This is a genomic window from Blattabacterium cuenoti (assembly GCF_014252075.1).
Taxonomy (GTDB): domain Bacteria; phylum Bacteroidota; class Bacteroidia; order Flavobacteriales; family Blattabacteriaceae; genus Blattabacterium; species Blattabacterium cuenoti_AC.
The window spans coordinates 97183-117232 of sequence record NZ_CP059209.1 but is presented as its reverse complement, the minus strand read 5'-3'; the positions used below and the strand labels follow the sequence as shown (position 1 = coordinate 117232).

At 26.8% G+C, this 20050-nt stretch carries 18 protein-coding genes and 2 tRNA genes; 10 read left to right on the top strand and 10 right to left on the bottom strand.

Annotated features, from left to right (window positions below; translation table 11 throughout):
• The first annotated feature begins 30 nt into the window (after positions 1 to 30).
• From fabD to H0H47_RS00505, 3 genes are read left to right on the top strand one after another with little or no spacing between them, the layout of a single operon-like run.
• Positions 31 to 900: an ACP S-malonyltransferase gene (gene fabD / locus H0H47_RS00515; protein ID WP_185866103.1), complete on the top strand. Its 870-nt coding sequence runs from the start codon at positions 31 to 33 to the stop codon at positions 898 to 900.
• 12 nt (positions 901 to 912) lie between these two features.
• Positions 913 to 1833: a GYDIA family GHMP kinase gene (locus H0H47_RS00510; protein ID WP_185866102.1), complete on the top strand. Its 921-nt coding sequence runs from the start codon at positions 913 to 915 to the stop codon at positions 1831 to 1833.
• Positions 1834 to 1886: 53 nt separating this feature from the next.
• Positions 1887 to 3134, top strand: a complete 1248-nt coding sequence (locus tag H0H47_RS00505; RefSeq protein ID WP_185866101.1) for a citrate synthase — start codon at positions 1887 to 1889, stop codon at positions 3132 to 3134.
• A gap of 16 nt (positions 3135 to 3150) precedes the next feature.
• Here the strand turns inward: H0H47_RS00505 and H0H47_RS00500 are convergent.
• The 3 genes from H0H47_RS00500 to H0H47_RS00490 form a co-directional block, all read right to left on the bottom strand.
• Positions 3151 to 3233 (bottom strand) — tRNA-Leu (locus H0H47_RS00500).
• 23 nt (positions 3234 to 3256) lie between these two features.
• Complete coding sequence (locus H0H47_RS00495) at positions 3257 to 4807, bottom strand: Rne/Rng family ribonuclease (RefSeq protein ID WP_185866100.1); 1551 nt, start codon at positions 4805 to 4807, stop codon at positions 3257 to 3259.
• A gap of 185 nt (positions 4808 to 4992) precedes the next feature.
• Positions 4993 to 5286, bottom strand: coding sequence for an HU family DNA-binding protein (locus tag H0H47_RS00490; protein ID WP_185866099.1), 294 nt, complete (start codon positions 5284 to 5286; stop codon positions 4993 to 4995).
• Positions 5287 to 5368: 82 nt separating this feature from the next.
• Between H0H47_RS00490 and mutY the strand changes: the two genes are divergently transcribed.
• The 6 genes from mutY to H0H47_RS00460 all read left to right on the top strand — a co-directional run bounded on the left by mutY (position 5369) and on the right by H0H47_RS00460 (position 11429).
• The gene (gene mutY / locus H0H47_RS00485; protein ID WP_238785092.1) at positions 5369 to 6361 is read left to right on the top strand and encodes an A/G-specific adenine glycosylase; all 993 of its coding nucleotides are present in this window, start codon (positions 5369 to 5371) and stop codon (positions 6359 to 6361) included.
• Positions 6362 to 6503: 142 nt separating this feature from the next.
• On the top strand, positions 6504 to 7838 hold the full coding sequence (gene gldE / locus H0H47_RS00480; RefSeq protein ID WP_185866098.1) for a gliding motility-associated protein GldE: 1335 nt from the start codon (positions 6504 to 6506) through the stop codon (positions 7836 to 7838).
• Positions 7839 to 7879: 41 nt separating this feature from the next.
• On the top strand, positions 7880 to 8515 hold the full coding sequence (locus H0H47_RS00475) for a tetratricopeptide repeat protein (RefSeq protein WP_185866097.1): 636 nt from the start codon (positions 7880 to 7882) through the stop codon (positions 8513 to 8515).
• A 9-nt stretch (positions 8516 to 8524) separates the two neighbouring features.
• Positions 8525 to 9007, top strand: coding sequence for a 6,7-dimethyl-8-ribityllumazine synthase (gene ribH, locus H0H47_RS00470; RefSeq protein WP_185866096.1), 483 nt, complete (start codon positions 8525 to 8527; stop codon positions 9005 to 9007).
• Positions 9004 to 10731: a DNA mismatch repair endonuclease MutL gene (gene mutL / locus H0H47_RS00465; RefSeq protein WP_185866095.1), complete on the top strand. Its 1728-nt coding sequence runs from the start codon at positions 9004 to 9006 to the stop codon at positions 10729 to 10731. The genes ribH and mutL overlap by 4 nt, the downstream gene beginning before the upstream one ends.
• Positions 10728 to 11429, top strand: coding sequence for a rhomboid family intramembrane serine protease (locus H0H47_RS00460; RefSeq protein WP_185866094.1), 702 nt, complete (start codon positions 10728 to 10730; stop codon positions 11427 to 11429). Before mutL ends, H0H47_RS00460 begins: the two co-directional genes overlap by 4 nt.
• Before the next feature lie 2 nt (positions 11430 to 11431).
• On the opposite strand, the gene lepB is transcribed toward H0H47_RS00460, so the two are convergent.
• Positions 11432 to 12820 (bottom strand): signal peptidase I, encoded by a 1389-nt coding sequence (lepB, locus tag H0H47_RS00455; RefSeq protein ID WP_185866093.1) that lies wholly within the window; start codon positions 12818 to 12820, stop codon positions 11432 to 11434.
• A 15-nt stretch (positions 12821 to 12835) separates the two neighbouring features.
• Positions 12836 to 13540: a 4-hydroxy-tetrahydrodipicolinate reductase gene (gene dapB, locus H0H47_RS00450; protein WP_185866285.1), complete on the bottom strand. Its 705-nt coding sequence runs from the start codon at positions 13538 to 13540 to the stop codon at positions 12836 to 12838.
• A 134-nt stretch (positions 13541 to 13674) separates the two neighbouring features.
• Here dapB and H0H47_RS00445 point away from each other — a divergent pair.
• Positions 13675 to 13764 (top strand) — tRNA-Leu (locus tag H0H47_RS00445).
• A 4-nt stretch (positions 13765 to 13768) separates the two neighbouring features.
• Here H0H47_RS00445 and ilvA read toward each other — a convergent pair.
• From ilvA to ilvD, 5 genes are all read right to left on the bottom strand, one after another.
• On the bottom strand, positions 13769 to 15034 hold the full coding sequence (gene ilvA / locus H0H47_RS00440) for a threonine ammonia-lyase (RefSeq protein WP_185866092.1): 1266 nt from the start codon (positions 15032 to 15034) through the stop codon (positions 13769 to 13771).
• Between the two features lie 65 nt (positions 15035 to 15099).
• Positions 15100 to 16152 carry a ketol-acid reductoisomerase gene (gene ilvC / locus H0H47_RS00435; RefSeq protein ID WP_185866091.1) on the bottom strand — a complete coding sequence of 351 codons (1053 nt, stop codon included), beginning with the start codon at positions 16150 to 16152 and terminating at the stop codon, positions 15100 to 15102.
• A gap of 14 nt (positions 16153 to 16166) precedes the next feature.
• Positions 16167 to 16481: an acetolactate synthase gene (locus H0H47_RS00430; RefSeq protein WP_185866090.1), complete on the bottom strand. Its 315-nt coding sequence runs from the start codon at positions 16479 to 16481 to the stop codon at positions 16167 to 16169.
• 25 nt (positions 16482 to 16506) lie between these two features.
• A complete protein-coding gene (ilvB, locus tag H0H47_RS00425) occupies positions 16507 to 18201 on the bottom strand; it encodes a biosynthetic-type acetolactate synthase large subunit (RefSeq protein WP_185866089.1) in 1695 nt (564 codons plus the stop codon).
• Positions 18202 to 18207: 6 nt separating this feature from the next.
• Complete coding sequence (gene ilvD / locus H0H47_RS00420) at positions 18208 to 19893, bottom strand: dihydroxy-acid dehydratase (protein ID WP_185866088.1); 1686 nt, start codon at positions 19891 to 19893, stop codon at positions 18208 to 18210.
• Positions 19894 to 20050 lie beyond the last annotated feature (157 nt).

Genomic DNA, 20050 nt, shown 5'->3' with positions numbered 1-20050 from the left:
TTATTAATTTTAAACAAATTTTTTATTCTTATGAAAGCTTATCTATTTCCTGGTCAAGGATCTCAATTTATAGGAATGGGAAAAAACTTATATAAAAACTCTCATTTGGCTAGAGAATTATTCCAATTATCTGATGAAATTTTAGGGTTTCGAATCACATCTATAATGTTTGAAGGATCTATGGATATTTTAAAACAAACAAAATACACACAGATTGCAATTTATATATATTCAGTTATAAAAGCAAAAATATCAAATAATTTTGAACCTGATATGGTCGCTGGGCATTCTCTTGGGGAATTTTCTGCTTTAGCTGCAGTTGATGTATTTTCTTTTGAAAATGGGTTGAGAATAGTCAATAAAAGAGCTTCGATTATGCAAGAAATTTGTGAATCAATTCATGGAGGAATGGCTGTAATATTTGGGCTGGAAGATTCTATTGTAGAAGATATTTGTAAAGATGATAGTGGAATTATTGTTCCGTCTAATTATAATGGACCTGAACAACTAGTCATTTCCGGAGAATATAAAGCTCTTAAAAGAGTTTGTTCTTCTTTAGAAAAAAAAGGTGCTAAAAGAATATTCATTCTTCCTGTTCATGGAGCTTTTCATTCTCCCATTATGGAACCAGCTAGAAAAAAATTAAAAAAATTTTTAAAAAAAATTTCTTTTAAAGACTCTAAATGTCCAATATATCAAAATGTAAATGCTCAATCGGTTATAAAATCTAACGATATCAAAAAAAATCTTGTAGAACAATTGACTTCTCCTGTAAAATGGAAACAATCTATAGAAAACATGATTTCTCATGGAGCTATTTCATTTACAGAAATAGGTCCAGGAAAGATTTTGCAAGGTTTAATTAGAAAAATTTTAAGAAATTTTGAAAAAAAAATATAAAACCATGTGATCATGCATCAACATGAGAATCATTTTTATAGTCATGGAAAACTTTTGTTAACAGGAGAATATTTTATTTTATGTGGAGCTTGTGGTTTAGCTTTACCTACAATAAAAGGACAATCGTTAACTATATTAAAACGGAATTTTTCTTCTTTTTTGCATTGGAAGAGTTATGACGAAATTAATAAACCTTGGTTTGAAGTTATTTTCAAACTTCCTTCTTTAGAAATTTTTTATGAAACAGAAAAAAAAATAGCAAAAAATCTAAGATATCTATTATTAAAATCCAAAAAACTTCAAAAAAGTTTTCTTAATAGTTCATTGGGAATACATGTAAAAACAAAACTAGAATTTCCTAGAAATTGGGGGTTGGGAAGTAGTTCAACTTTAATTCATAACATAGCGAAATGGGCTAAAATAGATCCATATATGTTATTAGGAAATGATTTTCCAGGAAGTGGATATGATATAGCATGCGTTTCTACTTCAAAACCAATAATTTATAAATTATATAAAAAAAAACCTTATATTATTCCTATAAATTTTAATCCTCCATTTAGAAATCAACTTTTTTTTCTTCATCTCAATAAAAAACAAAATACTTGTGATGGAATACAATTTTTTCGTTCTAAAAAAAATATACCAACTCAAAGTATTGAGTCTATATCTTCTATTACTCAAAAAATCCCTTTTTGTAAGACATTGGAAGAATTTGAAAAATTATTACTAAAACATGAGATGATTATATCAAAGATATTAAATATTCCTACTATTAAAGAAACATATTTTCCAGATTATTTAGGGTTAATTAAAAGTTTAGGAGCATGGGGAGGGGATTTTGTTTTGATCAGCTTTAGGAAAGGAATGAGAAATTATTTTTATAATAAAGGATTTCAAACCCTAATTTCATTTGATGAGATGATTATCTAAAAATATGGAGAACTACATTTTATTTATATTATATATTTTAAAATTTATTTTATATGTGCAGTATTGTTCATTTCGATATTAATGGATGTCATTATAAGCTTCCTGTAGTTTATGGAACTTTTTACGAAAAAGCCATTAATATTTCTAAATTAAGAGAAAATACAGGGTTGATCACATTTGATCCAGGATTAAAAAATACAGGAATAGCCAAAAGTTCTATCAGTTTCATAGATGGAGAAAAAGGAGAGCTTTTATATAGAGGGTATCCTATTGAACAAATTATTAATAAGTGTTCGTTTATGGAAACGAGTTATCTAATTTTAAATGGAGAACTTCCCAATACTGCACAATTGAAATCTTTCTCTGAAAAAATAAAAAAATTCAATCATATTAATCAGGAAATTTATCAAATACTTGATAAAATACCTGATAATTATCATCCAATGGGAATATTATCTTCTTTAACCTATATTTTAACTGCGTTTACAAATTGTCAACAAGAAGAAGATATGTATCTTCATCTTTTAGCTAAACTCCCTATATTAGCTGCTTTAACTTACAGAAAAAAAGTAGGGCTTCCTCCTTCTTATGCAGATCATAATCTTGATTATACTTCCAATTTATTAAAGATGTTTTTTTCTATTCCCAATAAATCTTACCAACAAAATCCTATTATTACGGATGCTTTGGATAAACTATTAATATTACATGCTGATCATGAGCAAAATTGCTCAACAACCACTGTCCGTTTATTGGGTTCTGCTCATTCAGGACTATTTTCATCTATATCTGCAGGAATTAGTGCTCTTTGGGGAAGATTACATGGAGGAGCCAATCAAGCTGTAATTGAAATGTTAGAAACTATTTTAAATAGTGGAGGAAATATAAAAAAATGGGTAGAAAAAGCAAAAAATAAGAAAGATCCATTTCGATTGATGGGATTTGGACATAGAATTTATAAAAATTTTGATCCTAGAGCGGAAATAGCGAAAGAAGTAGCTGAAAATCTCATCAAAAAATTAGAAATTTTTGATCCAATTTTAGAATTAGCAAAAACTCTTGAACAAAAAGCTCTTCAAGATTCTTATTTTGTGGAAAAAAAACTTTATCCTAATATTGATTTTTATTCAGGAATTATTTATCAAGCTATAGGTATTCCAAAAGACATGTTCACTGTTATGTTTGCTTTAGGAAGATTACCAGGGTGGATGGCACATTGGAAAGAAATAAAATTTAATAGAGATCCCATAGGAAGACCTAGACAAATTTATATAGGATACAAAAAAAGGAATATTATATAAAAATAAAATCATAAAATGCGGGCGAAGGGATTCGAACCCTTACGCTTAATAGGCATCAGATCCTAAGTCTGACGTGTCTACCAATTTCACCACGCCCACTAATAATCATTTTTCATTGTAAATCAATGAAAAGAAGAAGATATCATTTTGTGATTTTTATTGAATACTTGGTATTCTGTATATCCAAACGTGTCTCTTGGAATTATTTTAATCCATTTTTTATATTTTAACAACCATTTTTGTTGAATAGAAGGAAATCCTTTTTTCAAATAAGATGAAACAAAAGAATGTATATGTAATTGTATTCCCTGATGATTTTTATTTTTTATAATAGATTCTAGAACAAATTCTAAACGATGAATATAATTCATAGGAGAATTTTTAGATTTTTCATTATTATCAATATTCATTTTCAACTCAGGTCTTACTCTATGACGAGTAAATTGAACTAACCCAAATTTATTTGGAGGCAATATTTTGTGTTTTGCCCTGTCATTTTTCATTTTTTCCTTTAAATGTTCATATAACTGTTTCCTATGAATAGATTCAGACATGTCTATAAAATCGACTACAATTATCCCTCCCATATCTCTTAATCTAAGTTGTCTAGCTATTTCTGTAGCCGCTAATATATTAATTTTTAATATATTATCAATTCTTTCCAATTCTGTACAATTTTTCTTCATGTGATTATTCATTCCACTATTAACATCTATAACATGTAAAGCTTCAGTATGTTCTATAATAAGATAAGCACCATTTTCAAGAGGAACATTTCTCCCTAAAAAAATTTGTATTTGTTTTTCTATTCCATATTTTTCAAATATGGGAATATTTTCTTTATAATATTTAATTATGTTAGTTTTTTCCGGAGCAATTAAAGATAAATATGAATGAATTTCTTGACAAAGAAGACTATTATTACAATAAATAGATTTAAAATCATCATTTAATGTATCTCTTAATAAACAATAAGTTTTGCTAATTTCGCTCAAAACTCTAATTGGAGGTAATTTAATCAGATTTTTCAATGTTCTTTTCCATTTTTTGATTAAAAAAATCAGTTCTACATTCAAAACTTCTTCTGTTTTATTATAGGAGGCTGTACGAATAATAATACCAAATTCATTAGGTTTTGTCTTTCTTATGTAAGAAATCAATCTACTTTTTTCCTTTACATTTTTTATTTTTTTAGAAATAGAAATCTTTTCTGATAAAGGAATGAGGATTAAATATCTTCCTGGTATGCATACTTTTGCAGTTAATTTTGGGCCTTTATTAGAAATAGGTTCTTTAGAAATTTGAACTAAAATTTTTTGTCCAGGATGTAATATATTATCTATAGAATTTCTGTTTTCTGTTTTTTCAAATTTTTCCAAATTGTTAGATACAAATTTTGTTTTTGTATTCATAGAAACTATCTCTAACATTTTATCTATTTGAAATCCAAGATCGTTATAATGTAAAAAAGCACATTTTGAATGTCCTATATCGATGATAGCAGCATTTAATCCATACAAAATTTTTTTTACTATTCCTAAATAGATATCTCCTACAGAGAATTCTTGATTGAAAACCTCTCTATGAAGCTCTAGTAATTTACCTTCTTCTAAAAGAGCTATTTTTACTTCTTGTTCTTCTGCATTTATAATTAACTCTTTATCTTTATTCATACATACATAAAAACAAGGAAAAAAGTTTTAGAAACTACAATAGATTAATTAAGTTTTATTTTTTTTTATGCCTATTTTTTCTATTTCTTTTTTTTCTTTTATGGGTAGCGATCTTACGTCTTTTTCTTTTTTTTCCGTTTGGCATAATTTTAGGTCGTTGTTGATTCAATATCCCTACTGTGTAATTATTTTTTTATAGGAACATTTTTCTTTACTAATTCGGTAAAAGATTTTGCCGGCTTAAATGCTGGAATGTTATGCGCAGGAATTACAATAGATTCATCTTTTGAAATATGACGTCCAAGTTTTTTCGCTCGATATTTAATAATAAATGATCCAAATCCTCTTAAATAAACATTTTCTCCAGAAGTAAGACTTTGTTTTATTTTTTTCATAAATGTTTCTATCACCTTTTGCGTATCAATTCTCTCAGATCCAGTTTCTGATATGATTTCTGTTATTATATCTGCTTTTGTCATGTTAAATCATTATATCGAATAACAAAATTCGGTTTCCTAAATATACCAATTTTTTATAAAATTGCTCTAAAATTAAACATATATGGATTTTTCTAAAAAAATAATAAATTGGTACGAAAAAAATCATAGAAAACTTCCTTGGAGAGAGACTAAAAATCCATATTATATATTAGTTTCAGAATTTATGTTACAACAAACAAGAGTTTCAAAAACTATAAAATATTATTCAAACTTTATAAAAAAATTTCCAAACTTAGAAAAGTTAGCTCAAGCGGACGAAAGAAACGTATTAAAAGAATGGGAAGGATTAGGTTATTATTCCAGAGCAAAAAATTTACATTCTTTTGCTAAAAAATTAAAAAAAGACAATTTTTTTCCAAAAAAATATAAAGAATTAATAAAATATAAGGGAATAGGTTCATATACAGGAGCTGCTGTGGCTTCTATATGTTTTAATGAAGTAATTCCTGCTGTTGATGTAAATGCTTATAGAGTGTTTTCCAGATATTTGGGAATTTACGATGATATAACATCTACTGCTACAAAAAAACTTTTTAGAGTTACAATTTTAAAAATGATGGATTTTGAATATCCGGGGATTTTTAATCAAGCAATTATGGATATTGGTTCTATTTTATGCACTCCAAAAAATACAAAATGTTTATTATGTCCAGTTAAAAATTCTTGTTTTTCCATTAAAAATGATACTGTATACAAACTTCCTGTAAAAAAAATAAAAAAATCTGTTCTAAAACATAGATATTTTTACTATATTTTCATGTGTGATCATAATAAAAATATTTGTCTCAATAAAAGATCTTCCAAAGATATATGGAAAGGGCTTTATGATTTCCCTTTGATAGAATCAAAAAAAAATCTTACTAATCATGAAATTAAAGATAAAATTTGGAAAAAATTTAGGATTGTTTCTTCTAATATCATGATTATTTATCAAACCAAACATAAAATTACTCATCAAATTTTATTTATTCAATTTTTAAATTGTGAAATTTTAAGATATTTTAAAAAAAAGATATTTTTTGATAATTTTTTTTTGTCCCACATGATGAAATAGGAAAATATCCTTTTCCTAGTCCCATTGTATTATTTTTAAAACATGAAAAAATGATTTAGTGATGAACTTATATATGGAATGGATTATACAATTTTATTTTCGCAATTTTTTTTTCTAAAAATTATCATCAAAATTTAATCTATTGGAAAAAGAATCTTCTACGAATATTTTTTTAGAAAGTACTTTATATTTAATTTTATATTTTGCATTAATAATAATACTTCTATTGTTTTCTGCACTAATATCTGGATCAGAAACTGCTTTTTTTTGTATAGAAAAAAAAACTATTGACAGAGAGAGAAAAAAAAACTCTCATAAAGGAAATCTCGTATTAAAAATTCTTAGAGATAGAAAAAAACTCTTGGCTACAATATTAATTTCCAACAATTTTTCGAATATTGGAATCGTGATATTAAGTTCCTATTTAATAACAGAATTTTTAGAAAATGAATGTTTGATTGTTTATAATCAGTTTCATGTTCCTATTAATTTTCTTTTAGAAGTGGGGCTTCTTACTTTTATTTTGCTTTTATTCGGAGAGATTATCCCTAAAATATATGCTAGTAAAAATAATTTTCGTTTTGCAGTTTTTATGTCAAAACCATTGATTTTTCTTAGTAAAATACTGGATCCTATTAGCAGGATAATAATTTTTATTTCAAAGTTTATAGAAAAAAAAGTGATTAAAAAAAAGAATTTAATTTCTGTAGATCAACTTTCAAAAGCATTGAAAATCACTTCTTCAAATCAAAAAAATGTTAAAGAATGTCAATTCTTGCAAAGAATTGTTGATTTTGGAAATACAGAAACACATCAAATTATGACTCCAAGAATAGATATGTTTGCTCTAAATAATAACAAAATTTTTTCTGATGTTTTAGAATTAGTTCGTTATCAAGGATATTCTCGTATCCCTATTTATAAAGATAGTATTGATGATATAGAAGGGGTACTTTTTGCTAAAGATCTTCTTCCATTTATTTATGATAGAAATTTTGAATGGACTCAATTAATTCATCCTCCTTTTTTTGTTCCAGAAAAAAAAAAGATAGATGATCTTTTAAATGATTTTAAAAAAAGAAAGATTCATTTAGCCATTGTAGTAGATGAATATGGAGGGACTTGTGGATTAGTTACTCTTGAAGATGTGATCGAAGAGATAGTGGGAGATATTATTGATGAATTTGATGAAGAAGATATGTCTTACTCTAAATTAAATCAAAATAATTATTTATTTGATGGGAAAACTTCCTTAATTAATTTCTATCGTATTATGGAAATTAAAGAAGAAGTTTATTTTGAGAAAAAAAAAGGAGACGCTGACACTCTAGGTGGTTTTATCATGGAAATAAATAAAGAATTTCCAAAAAAAAAACAAAAGATAAATTTTCTAAATTATTCCTTTATTATAAGAAGTATGGATAATAAAAGAATAAAAACCATAGAAGTAATAAGAAAAAAAACTAATTATAATTAATTAAATTTATAGATCTATAGTTCTACTATTATTTATGTATAATGAATGAAATAAAGAAACGTTTAACAAAAAATAATACAATTTTTTTTTTCATATTTCTATCAATAATAATAATTGTTATATGTTTTTTTTTCAAAAAATTATTTTTGTCCCCTTCAGAAAAAAAAGCTATGAAAGAATTGAATTACGCTCAACAATATCTTTATCAAGGTTTTATAGATAAAGCTTTAAATAGAAAAAAGGACAAAATTAATTATTTAGGATTCTATGGGATAGCTTCCAAATACCCATTTACAAAAGCAGGAAATATTTCTAAATTTTATGCAGGAATTTGCTATTATAAATTAGGTTATTATAAAGAATCTATCAAAATGATGAAAAATTTTTCTGCAAAAGATGAAATGTTACCTGCTATAAAATATGGAATGATAGGCGATGCTTTTACACAAATGAAAAATAAAAAAGAAGCTTTAAAAAATTATATTATTGCGGCAAATATCAGAGAGAATGAAATAACTACTCCTCTTTATTATTACAAAGCGGCATTATTAAGTTTTTCTATGAATCAATATAAAAATTCTAAATATTTTTTTCAAAAAATAGAAAATAAATATCCTTTTTTTTTGTATAGAAAAAATGTAGAAAAATATCTCATGTTTATTGAAAATAAATTATAAATTATATTTATGAAAACATGTCCTGTTTATTCATTAGATAAAAAAAAAATACAAAATGCAAATTTGAAATTTGCAATTATTGTTTCTCTATGGAATAAAGAAATTACTAAAAGATTATATAAAGGAGCTTATGAAACTTTCATTCAATCTGGAATTTTGAAAGAAAAAATACAAACTTGGGAAGTTCCTGGAAGTTATGAATTAATTTATTCTGCTAAAAAAATAGCACATTGCTATAATTTTGATTCAATTATTACAATTGGTTCTCTTATACAAGGAGAAACTCATCATTTCGAATATCTATGTAGAGCTATTTCGCAAGGGATCAAAGATATTAATATAAAATATGATGTTCCTATTATATTTTGTGTTCTTACTGATAGAAATCGACAACAATCTTTTGAACGATCAGGTGGAAAAAATGGAAATAGGGGGGTTGAATGTGCTAAAACAGCTATATATATGTCTTTATTTAGAAGGTCTATCAAATGAAAAATATTATTCAATTTTTGCCTGTAAATGTGATTAGTCAAATAGCTGCAGGAGAAGTTATACAACGCCCTTCTTCTGTTCTCAGAGAACTTTTAGAAAATGCAATAGATGCAAACGCAAAAATGATCGATATTTTTATAAAAGATTCAGGAAAAACGTTAATTCAGTTAATAGATGATGGAGACGGAATGAGTATAAATGATGCAAAAATGAGCATTCAGAGATATGCTACTTCAAAAATAAAAAAATCTGATGATATTTTTCAAATTAGAACAAAAGGATTTAGAGGAGAAGCTTTAGCTTCCATTGCTCTTATTTCTCAACTAGAAATACAAACTAAAAATAAAGAGGATTTAGTAGGAATTCACCTTTTTGTAGAAGAAGGTAAAATAAGAGAAGAAATCCCTATAAACATCCTTAAAGGAACAAGAATTTCTGTCAAAAATATTTTCTATAAACTTCCTGCTAGAAGGCAATTTTTAAAATCTTCACGAATAGAATTTCAACATATCGTTCATGAATTTTATAAAATAGTTTTAGCTCATAGAAATATTCTATATCGTTTTTATCACAATGATAAAATTGTTTTTTCTTTTCAAGAAGCTTCTTTAATAGAAAGGATTAAAGAAATTTTTAAAAATAAAAATAAAATATTAACGCCTATTTTAATAAATAAAAAAAGAATTCTTGTTGAAGGATTTGTGAGCGTTCCAGATCCTTATATAAAAAAAGGAGACCAATTTATATTAGTTAATCAACGTTGTGTTAATCATTTACTTTTGCACAGAAAAATTATTCATGCTTATGATGGTTTTTTGAAAGATTTTAAAACAGCTTCTTATTTTATTTTTATTCATATAGACTCAAGTTTAGTAAATTGGAATATACACCCTGCGAAAAAAGAAGTTAAATTAGAAGAAGAAGAGGTTATTGGTTGTATGATTCAACAGGAGATAAAAAATGTTTTGTTTTATCAATATGAAGTGAAAAACAAAGAATTGAAAAATTCAGATGTTCTATTATACTGTAATTTGAAAGACTCTTTTTTGAATGATTTATGTTTTGAAGAACTTTCTTATAAAGAAAAAGTAATTCAATTAGAAAATTGGTTACGATTAAATGATTCTTCTATTTTAAAAAAAAATGTTCATTTAACAAATCAATTATCTCGTTATATTTCTAATGAAAAAAGAATAAAAACTTTTCAGATTAATAGAAAATACATAATTTTTACATTGAATAATGAATATATCATATTAGTAGATCAACATAGAGCGCATCAGAACATATTATTTGAATTCTTTTTAAGAAAAGAAAATTTAATAAGTCAACAGTTTCTTTTTCCTATAAAAGTGAAACTTTTGAAAAAGGAATTCATTTCTTTAAAAAATATAAAAGATGATTTAATCAATTTTGGTTTTCACTTATATTTCTGTAATGAATCAGCTTATCTGTATTCTATTCCTGAAAATATACATCAAAATATTTTGATTGAAATTTTTCAAAACATTTTAAAATATAATTTCATTAAAGGAGAAAAAAAAAACAAAAAAATACTTATTCAATCAATATCTAAATCCGCATCTATAAAATACGGAACAGAGTTATCCCCTTATAAAATGGAATGTTTAATTAGAGATTTATTTTTTTGTCATAATCCAAATTATACTGATTCAGGAGATCCTATATTTTTTGTTTTAAGAAAAAATTTTTTTAAAAAGTGAATTTTTATACGAATCTTAACTCAGATGCTGTAAAACATTTAATTAGTATTAATATACTTGTATATACAGCTGCTTTTGTTTTTTCACAATATAAAATAGAAGATATCTTTTCTTTGTATCATCCTTTAGATGATAATTTTGAATTATATCAGATTTTAACTCATATGTTTGTACATTCCAAACGTCTATTTTTACATATTATTTTCAATATGTTAGCTTTGTTCATGTTTGGAGGGCAAATAGAAACTTTGTTAGGAATCAGAAAATTTCTAATAATATATTTTTTATCAGGAATTTCTGCTGCATTGTTTCAAATAATTTTCAATACTGGCGTGATGTATTATTTTGTTCAAACCTTAGACTTTTCTCAAGCTAGAAAGACATTGGATTATCTAAATGAAGAACAAAAAATTAATCTTTATAGTTCCATGTACTCTCCTATGATGGGATCCTCTGGAGCGGTAAGTGGAATAGTGGGGGCTTTCGCTAAATTTTTTCCAGAACATAAAATTTTTATTCTTCCTTTTCCTTTTCCAATTGCTGTTAGAAAAGCTCTTATAATTTTTATTTTCGGAAGTTTGACCTCTGCAGTTTTCAATTTAGCTCCTGGAGTTGCTCATTTTGCTCACATTGGAGGAATTTTGTCTGGTTATTTTATAGGAAGTTTTTTTTTAAATAAAAAAAATTTTGATTTTTAGAGTCAGTTCATTTTTTTCATAATACGATTCCATCGTAATTTCCAACTGAAAAAATTTAAAGGATTTTTTCTATCCCAATCAATACTCATCCATATTAATATGGGTTTTCCTACTACATGATCTTCTGGAACAAACCCCCAATAACGAGAATCATATGAATTGTGTCTATTGTCTCCCATCATAAAATAGTAATTATTTTTTATTTTGTAGTACCCTTTTGAAGAATTATTGACTATTTTTCCTTTTTCATAAGTAATTATTTCATTATAAATATGAATATTTTTTGAATTTAATTTAATTAATTCTCCTTTTTTAGGAATATGTAATGGCCCAAAAAAATCTCTATTCCAACCAGAATAATTTGGAAATATATAATCTTCTTGAAATTGAATTGGAAAAATATTTTTTTTTATAAAAACTACATTGTCAAACAAATTATTTATTTGAACTGCTTTTTTTTTGGTTAACATAATTTGATAAAAATATTCATCATTTTTTTCTTCAATCAATTCAACATCTTCAACATCCATTTTATCTTTAAGATATTCTGTGTTTAAAGGAACGTTTTCCGTTTTAATCAAATAAGCCTGTTGTTTTTCTGATAAAAAATTTTCTTTTCTATGATTAACAAATAAAACCCCTTTTTTAATAGAAATTAAATCTCCAGGAAGTCCTACACAACGTTTAATATAATGATCTTTTCTATCTATAATTTTATGATTAGAATCTTTAGGAAAATTAAATACAACTATATCATTTCTTTGTATAGATTGTATGGGAGGAAAACGAAAATAAGGCCAACGTAAAATAGATATGTAAGATCTTACATTTAAAACAATGTTATTATGTGTAAAAGGAATAGAAATAGGAGACATAGGCATTCGCAACCCATAATGAATTTTGCTAACTAGTATAAAATCTCCTACTAACAAAGACCCTTCCATAGAAGAAGTAGGAATAACAAAAGGTTGAACTATATAAGTATGTGTGATAAAAGAAAAAATGATAGATAATAATATTCCTGTGTTATCTTCTTTTTTTTTTATTTTTTCTATTTTTTGAATTTTTTCAAAAAAATTTATGTAAAAAATATATAAACCTGCAGAAAAAAATAGAAAAAAAATATCTTTCCTTCTTCCTCTTCCAAAAGCATGAATTAAATCTATCCATAAAATGAAAAGCAAAATAATACTTGTTAGTGGAGTTAATAAGAGAAACATATACCATATAGATCGATTGTAAGTTTTTAAAAGAATAAAAATATTATATATGGGAATAAAAATTTTCCATGAATTAATTCCAGATTTTTGATAAAATCTCCATGTTCCTAAAATATGAATAATATATTCAAAAAGAAAAAAAACACCACTAAAAATAAAATATTGGTGCATAAAATAAAGATATTTTTATATTCCTAATACTTCTTTCATAGAAAAAAAACCTTTCTTGTTTTGAATCCATTCTGCAGCAATCACAGCACCAATAGCAAAACCTTCTCTATTGTGAGCTTCATGTTGTATTTTGATTTCTTCTATTTGAGATTTATATTTCACAACATGTGTTCCTGCTACGTTTTCGAATCTTTTTGAAAGAATTAAAATTTGATCTTTTGTTTCTTTTGCATCTAAAATCCATGTTTTTTTCATTTTTTTATTAATGATATCTTCTGCCAAAGATATAGCAGTTCCGCTAGGCCTATCTATTTTTTCTTTGTGATGAATTTCCTCAATTTCGACTTCATAACTTTCAGAATAATTAGATAACAGTTTTGATAATTTTTTATTAATTTCAAAAAAAATATTCATTCCAATACTAAAATTAGAAGAATACAAGAACGATCCATTTTTTTCTGTACATATTTTTTTAATAAGTTCAAATTTTTTCCCCCAACCTGTGGTTCCACACACTATTGGTACATTATTTTCTATGCAATTTTTTACATTATTGAAAGCCGAATCCGGCTGACTAAACTCTATTGCTACATCTGAATTTTTCAATAAAAATGGAGAAGGAGTTTCATCACAACACAATGAAATTTTATGATTTCTGATTTTCGCTATTTTTTCTATGGCTTTTCCCATTTTCCCATACCCTATTATTGCTATATTCATAGAATTATCTATTTTTTCAAAATTCATTCAAAGATAGATCATATTTTTTTTTGATAAAATTTCAGTAAATTATTATATATTTGAATAATATAAAATAACTTGAATCAAAGTTCCCCCTAAATTTTTTATTTTCAGCCCACGTGGTGGAAATGGGAGACACGCCACTTTGAGGGAGTGGTATCCGATTAAATTAGGATGTGCTGGTTCAAATCCAGTCGTGGGTACAATTCATATAAGAACACGAAATAAATCTGGATTTTGATTCAAATATTGAAAATGAACTCTATTCTTTTTCATCCTTCCTAATAATGCGGAAAACTCATTTTTATCAGCCAATTCTATTCCTATTACAGCAGGGCCTTCTTCTTTGGAAGTTTTTTTTGAATATTCAAAATAGGCAATGTCATCTTTTGGCCCTAAAATATTATTAACAAATTCTTTCAAAGCCCCAGCTCTTTGTGGAAATTTAACTACAAAATAATGCTTTTTCTCTTCATACAAAAGAGATCTTTCTCTAATTTCTTCTGTTCTGGTAATATCATTATTTCCTCCACTTAGAATACAAACAATAGTTTTTCCTTTAATCTTTTCAGAATAAAAATCTAAAGCAGCTATTGAAAGTGCTCCAGCAGGTTCTGCCACAATGGCTTCTAAATTATATAAATCTAGAATAGTTGTGCAAACTTTTCCTTCTGGAACTGTTTTGATATCATATAATATTTGATTGCATATATTAAAATTTAACTCTCCTACTTTTTTTACTGAAGCTCCATCAATAAATCTATCTATTTTTTTTAATTCTACAACTTTTCCTTTTTTTAAAGAAAAACTCATAGATGGAGCTCCTTGAGGTTCTACTCCTATAATTTTAGTTTTTGGACTAAATTCTTTAATATGACTTCCTACACCAGAAGCTAACCCCCCTCCTCCAATAGGGATAAAGACATAATCTATGTTTGAAATAGATTGTTTTAAAATTTCTAATCCAACAGTAGCTTGTCCTTCAATAATTTTAATATCATCAAAAGGATGAATAAAAATTTTTGCATTTTTTTTGCAATACTTCATGGCCTCATAACTAACCGCATCAAAAGTATCTCCAATCAGAATAATATCAATATATTCTTTTCCAAACATTTTTACTCTTTCTATTTTTTGTTTCGGAGTGGTATTCGGCATATAAATTTTTCCTGGGATCTTTAACATATGACAGGAATAAGCGACTCCTTGTGCATGATTTCCTGCGCTAGCACACACAATTCCTTTTTTTAACTCTGTGTGAGATAGGCTTTTCATTTTGTTATAGGCTCCTCTAATTTTATATGAACGTATAATTTGTAAATCTTCCCTTTTCAAAAAAACATTAGCTTTATATTTTTCTGACAAAATAGAATTTCTCTGTAACGGAGTTTCATAAATTATATCTTTTAATACATTTTTGGCTTTGATTACTTCTTTATAAGAAGGAAAGTAACCTTTAAATCTATTTTTCAATCTTTTAAAAATCCTTTAAAAATAATAAAAAGTGTAATTGTTAATTAGTTAATTTTAAAAATCAACTATTTTTTATCTTTATTTTCTGGTCTAAGATCACGAATAATTGATCCCACTTTCCATAATTCACTTTCTTTAAGATCTTGTAACTCTTTTTTTAACTTTATTCTGTAATCTATATCACTATTAGCTTTTATAATTCTTTCAGCCTCATCTCCAGAAGAAACTTCATGATATAATTCTTTAAATATCGGATACGTAACATCTCTAAATTTTTTCCACCAATCTAAAGCTCCTCTTTGTGCTGTTGTAGAACAATTATCATACATCCAATCCATTCCTTTTTCCGCTACTAATGGCATTAGACTTTGGGTTAGTTCTTCTACAGTTTCGTTAAAAGATTCTGAAGGAGAATGACCTTTTTCTCTTAATATTTGATATTGTGCAGAAAAAATTCCTTGTATAGCTCCCATTAAAGTCCCTCTTTCTCCTACTAAATCAGAGTATACTTCACTTTTAAAACTAGTTTCAAATAAATATCCAGACCCTATTCCTATTCCAATAGATAAAGCTTTTTCTAAACATTTTCCACTATAATCTTGATAAATAGCATAACTGGAATTAATTCCTTTTCCTTGTAAAAAAAGTCTTCTTAAACTAGTCCCTGATCCTTTGGGCGCTACTAAAAAAATGTCTATATCTTTAGATGGATATATTTTTGTTTTTTCACAAAAAGTTAATCCAAAACCATGCGAAAAATATAAAGATTTTCCTTTAGTAAGATATCTAGAAAGAATTGGCCAAAAAGAGATTTGACCTGCATCTGATAATAAATACATGAGTATAGTCCCTTTTTCAGAGGCTTCTTCTAAAGAAAAAAGATCTTTTCCTTCTATCCATCCATCTTTTAGTGCTTTTTCCCAAGAAATAGAATTTTTTCTTTGTCCTACAATAACTTGAAATCCATTATTTTTCAAATTTAGAGATTGTCCAGGACCTTGAACTCCATATCCTAGTACAGAAATAGTTTCTTTTTTTAAGATTTCTCTAGCTTTTGATAATGGAAATTCTTCTCTTGTTATAATAGTTTCTTCTACAGATCCAAATTTAATTTTCATGATTTTTATTTAATTTAAGATGTTGCTAGCGGTAAATCTATTTTTTTCCATGAATTTTTTCTAGAATTTTTTTCTTCTATTCTAGAATAATAAACATGAATAATTCCAATTGATTTTTCAATTAATTTTTTAACTTTAATCAATTGTTCTTCTTTACATTCTAAATCTAAAACATATTGAACATTTCCAATAGTTTCATTTTCATTACTAGATACGTTGACATTGATATGATTAGTTTTCAAATTTCTTCTATTCAATATAATAAGGATTCTACTCAATAATCTTGTTTCTCTTTCTCCTAAAATTATTACTCTGAATTTATGCTTCATAGTATATAAATATTTTTTTAATTAATTATGTTAAACGAATTTCATCTACAGAACCTCCTGCAGGAATCATAGGAAAAACATTGTCTTCTCTTTCTATTACAACTTCTAATAAAAAAGTTTTTTCATTATTCAATGCTTTTTTTACAGATTCTTCTAATTCTTCTCTTCTGCTTACTTTTTTTGCTTTTATGTTATAAGCATTAGCTAACTTTATGAAATCTGGATTAATTAATTTTGTGCACGAATAACGTTTATCAAAAAAAAGCTGTTGCCACTGACGTACCATTCCCAAAAAATTATTATTCAGTAATATAATTTTCACAGAAATATCATTCTGTAAGATGGTTCCCATCTCTTGTATTGTCATTTGAATCCCACCGTCTCCTACAATACAAATAACTTGTCTGTTTTTTTCTCCTAATTTAGCTCCTATTGAAGCAGGTAAAGCAAAACCCATTGTTCCCAATCCTCCAGAAGTTATTTGACTTTTTTTATAGGTAAAATTGAAATATCTTGAAGCTATCATTTGATGTTGTCCTACATCAGTTACAAGAATAGCGTTTTTTTGTTTATATTGATTAATCCATTTAATGACTTCACCCATAGTCATTCCTTTTTTCTTTGGGTAAAGATCACCTTTTATTACTGCAGTTTTTTCTTTTTCTTTCAGAAAAAAGAACTTTTCTATCCATTCTTCATGATTTGATTCATTAACATAGTTCATTAATTTTCTTAAAGAATATTTGCAGTCTCCCAAAATAGGGATATGACATAATATATTTTTATTAACTTCTGAAGAATCAATTTCTAAATGAATGATTTTAGCTTGTTTTGCATATTTTTTCACATCCCCTGTAACACGATCATCAAAACGCATACCTATTGCAATAAGAATATCACATTGATTGGTTAAAATATTAGGAGCATAATTTCCATGCATTCCTAACATTCCTACATACAGATAGTGATTAGAGTTCAAAGCCCCTAATCCTAATAAAGTACTGGCTACTGGAATTCCTGTTTTTTCAACAAATTTTTTAAATTCTTCTTCTGCTCCAGCTAAAATAACTCCTTGACCTACAAGAATCAAAGGCTTTTTGGCTGTGTTGATTAAATTCGACGCTTCTATTATTCTTTTTTCTTCTATACAAGGATATGGATGAAAATTTTTAACGTATTTACAACGTTGATAATGAAATTCAGCTTCTTGAAATTGAGCGTCTTTAGTAATGTCTATCAATACAGGTCCTGGCCTTCCTTTTTTAGCTATAAAAAATCCTTTTTGAATTGACTCACAAATATCTTTAGCTTTTAATACTTGAGTATTCCATTTAGTTACAGGAATAGAAATATCTATAATATTTGTTTCTTGAAACGCATCGGTTCCCAATAAATGAGAAGATACTTGTCCAGTAATACAAACAAGAGGAGTGCTATCTATCAAGGCATCTGCTAATCCAGTAATTAAATTAGTAGCTCCTGGACCTGAAGTTGTAAAACATACACCTATTTTTCCAGTTGCTCTAGCATATCCTTGTGCTGCATGAATAGATCCTTGTTCGTGACGCATTAAAATATGCGAAACTAAATTTAAATAGTCGTGTAAAGAATCATAGATAGGCATAATAGCTCCACCTGGATAACCAAATATGTATTCTACCTCTTCATGTAAGAGTGCTTTTATTACTATTTCTGAACCGGAAAATAACTTTTTTTCCATATATAATTAAAATTGATCTGTAATGCACCCTTCAGAAGCTGGAGCCACTATTTTTGTATACTTGTATAAATATCCTTTTTTTACTTTCAATGAAGGAGGGGTCCATGATTCTTTTCTTCTTTGGATCTCGTCATTTTCCACTTCAAGAGTAATGATATTATTTTCCGCATCTATTTTAATAAAATCTCCATTTTGAACCAAAGCTATCAACCCACCAGATTGTGCTTCTGGAGTAATATGCCCTACTACAAAACCGTGTGACCCTCCTGAAAATCTTCCATCTGTAATAAGGGCTACTTTTTTTCCTAGTCCTGATCCCATAATATAAGACGTTGGTTTTAACATTTCTGGCATTCCAGGACCGCCTTTTGGCCCTACATATCTGATGACGATTACAACTCCAGGCAAAATTTGATTATTTAAAATTGCTTGATTGGCTTCTTTTTCTGAATTAAAAACATTAGCTTTTCCACGAAAAATAGTTCCTTCTTTTCCAGTTATTTTAGCTACAGATCCTTCCGGAGAAAGATTTCCATATAAAATTCTGATATGTCCGTTTTTTTTGATAGGATTATCTAAAGAATGAATAATTTTTTGATCAAAAGTTATATTAGGAACATTTTTCATATTTTCATATAATGTTTTTCCAGTAACTGTTAGACAATCTCCTGATAATACTCCTTCATTTAATAAATATTTTATAATAATAGGCATTCCTCCTATACACATATGAATATCCTCCATTAAAAAAATTCCACTTGGTTTTAAATTTCCAATGAGAGGAACTTGATTACTTATCCTTTGAAAATCTTTTAAAGAAAAATTAATATTTGCAGATTTAGCAATAGCTAAAAAGTGTAACACCAAATTGGTCGACCCCCCTAAACTCATAGCCAATTTCACTCCATTTTCTATAGAAGATTTTGTGACTATATCTTTCGGTTTGATTCCTATTTCCAAAAGTTTTTTAATGTATGTAGAAACTACTTCACATTCTATTTGTTTATTCTTACTTGTTGAAGGAGATGAAGAAGAATAAGGGAGCATCATCCCCATCCCTTCTAAAGCGGAAGCCATAGTATTTGCAGTATACATTCCTCCACAAGCTCCTGGACCTGGACAAGAATTTTTGACGATATTTTTGTACTCTGTTTCGGTAATTTTGCAAGTGTTTTTTTTTCCAAGAGCTTCAAAAGAAGAAACTATATCTAATTTTTGACCATTATAAGAACCTGAAGAAATACTTCCTCCATATACTATGATAGATGGACGATTCAATCTAAGTAAAGCAATCATAACTCCTGGCATATTTTTGTCGCATCCGGGAATAGCAATTATTCCATCATAATGATGTGAATCAACTACTGTTTCTATACTATCCGCTATTAATTCTCTAGAAGGCAAAGAATACCTCATCCCTGAAGTTCCCATAGTGATTCCATCACTGACTCCAATAGTAGTAAATTGAAATCCTACTAAATTTTTGGTTATAACCGATGATTTTATTTTTTTTGCCAATTTATCCAAATGCATGTTACAAGGATTCCCCTCGTACCAATTGCTGACTATTCCTATTTGAGCTTTACAAAAATCGGATTCTTTCATTCCTGTAGCATACAACATAGCATGTGCTGCTGGTAAATTAGGCTCTTTTGTTATAATTTTGCTAAAATTGTTAATTCTTTTTTTCATGAGATGTTTTATAAATCAAAAAGCCCTACCGGTTAGTAGGGATAAAAAATAACACCCAATTTGAATAGATTTTTTATACAAACTATCCAAAAAATGAATTGTATAATTTGCAAAATTATGAAAAAAATAGATTATATAAAAGCAATTTTTATGTATT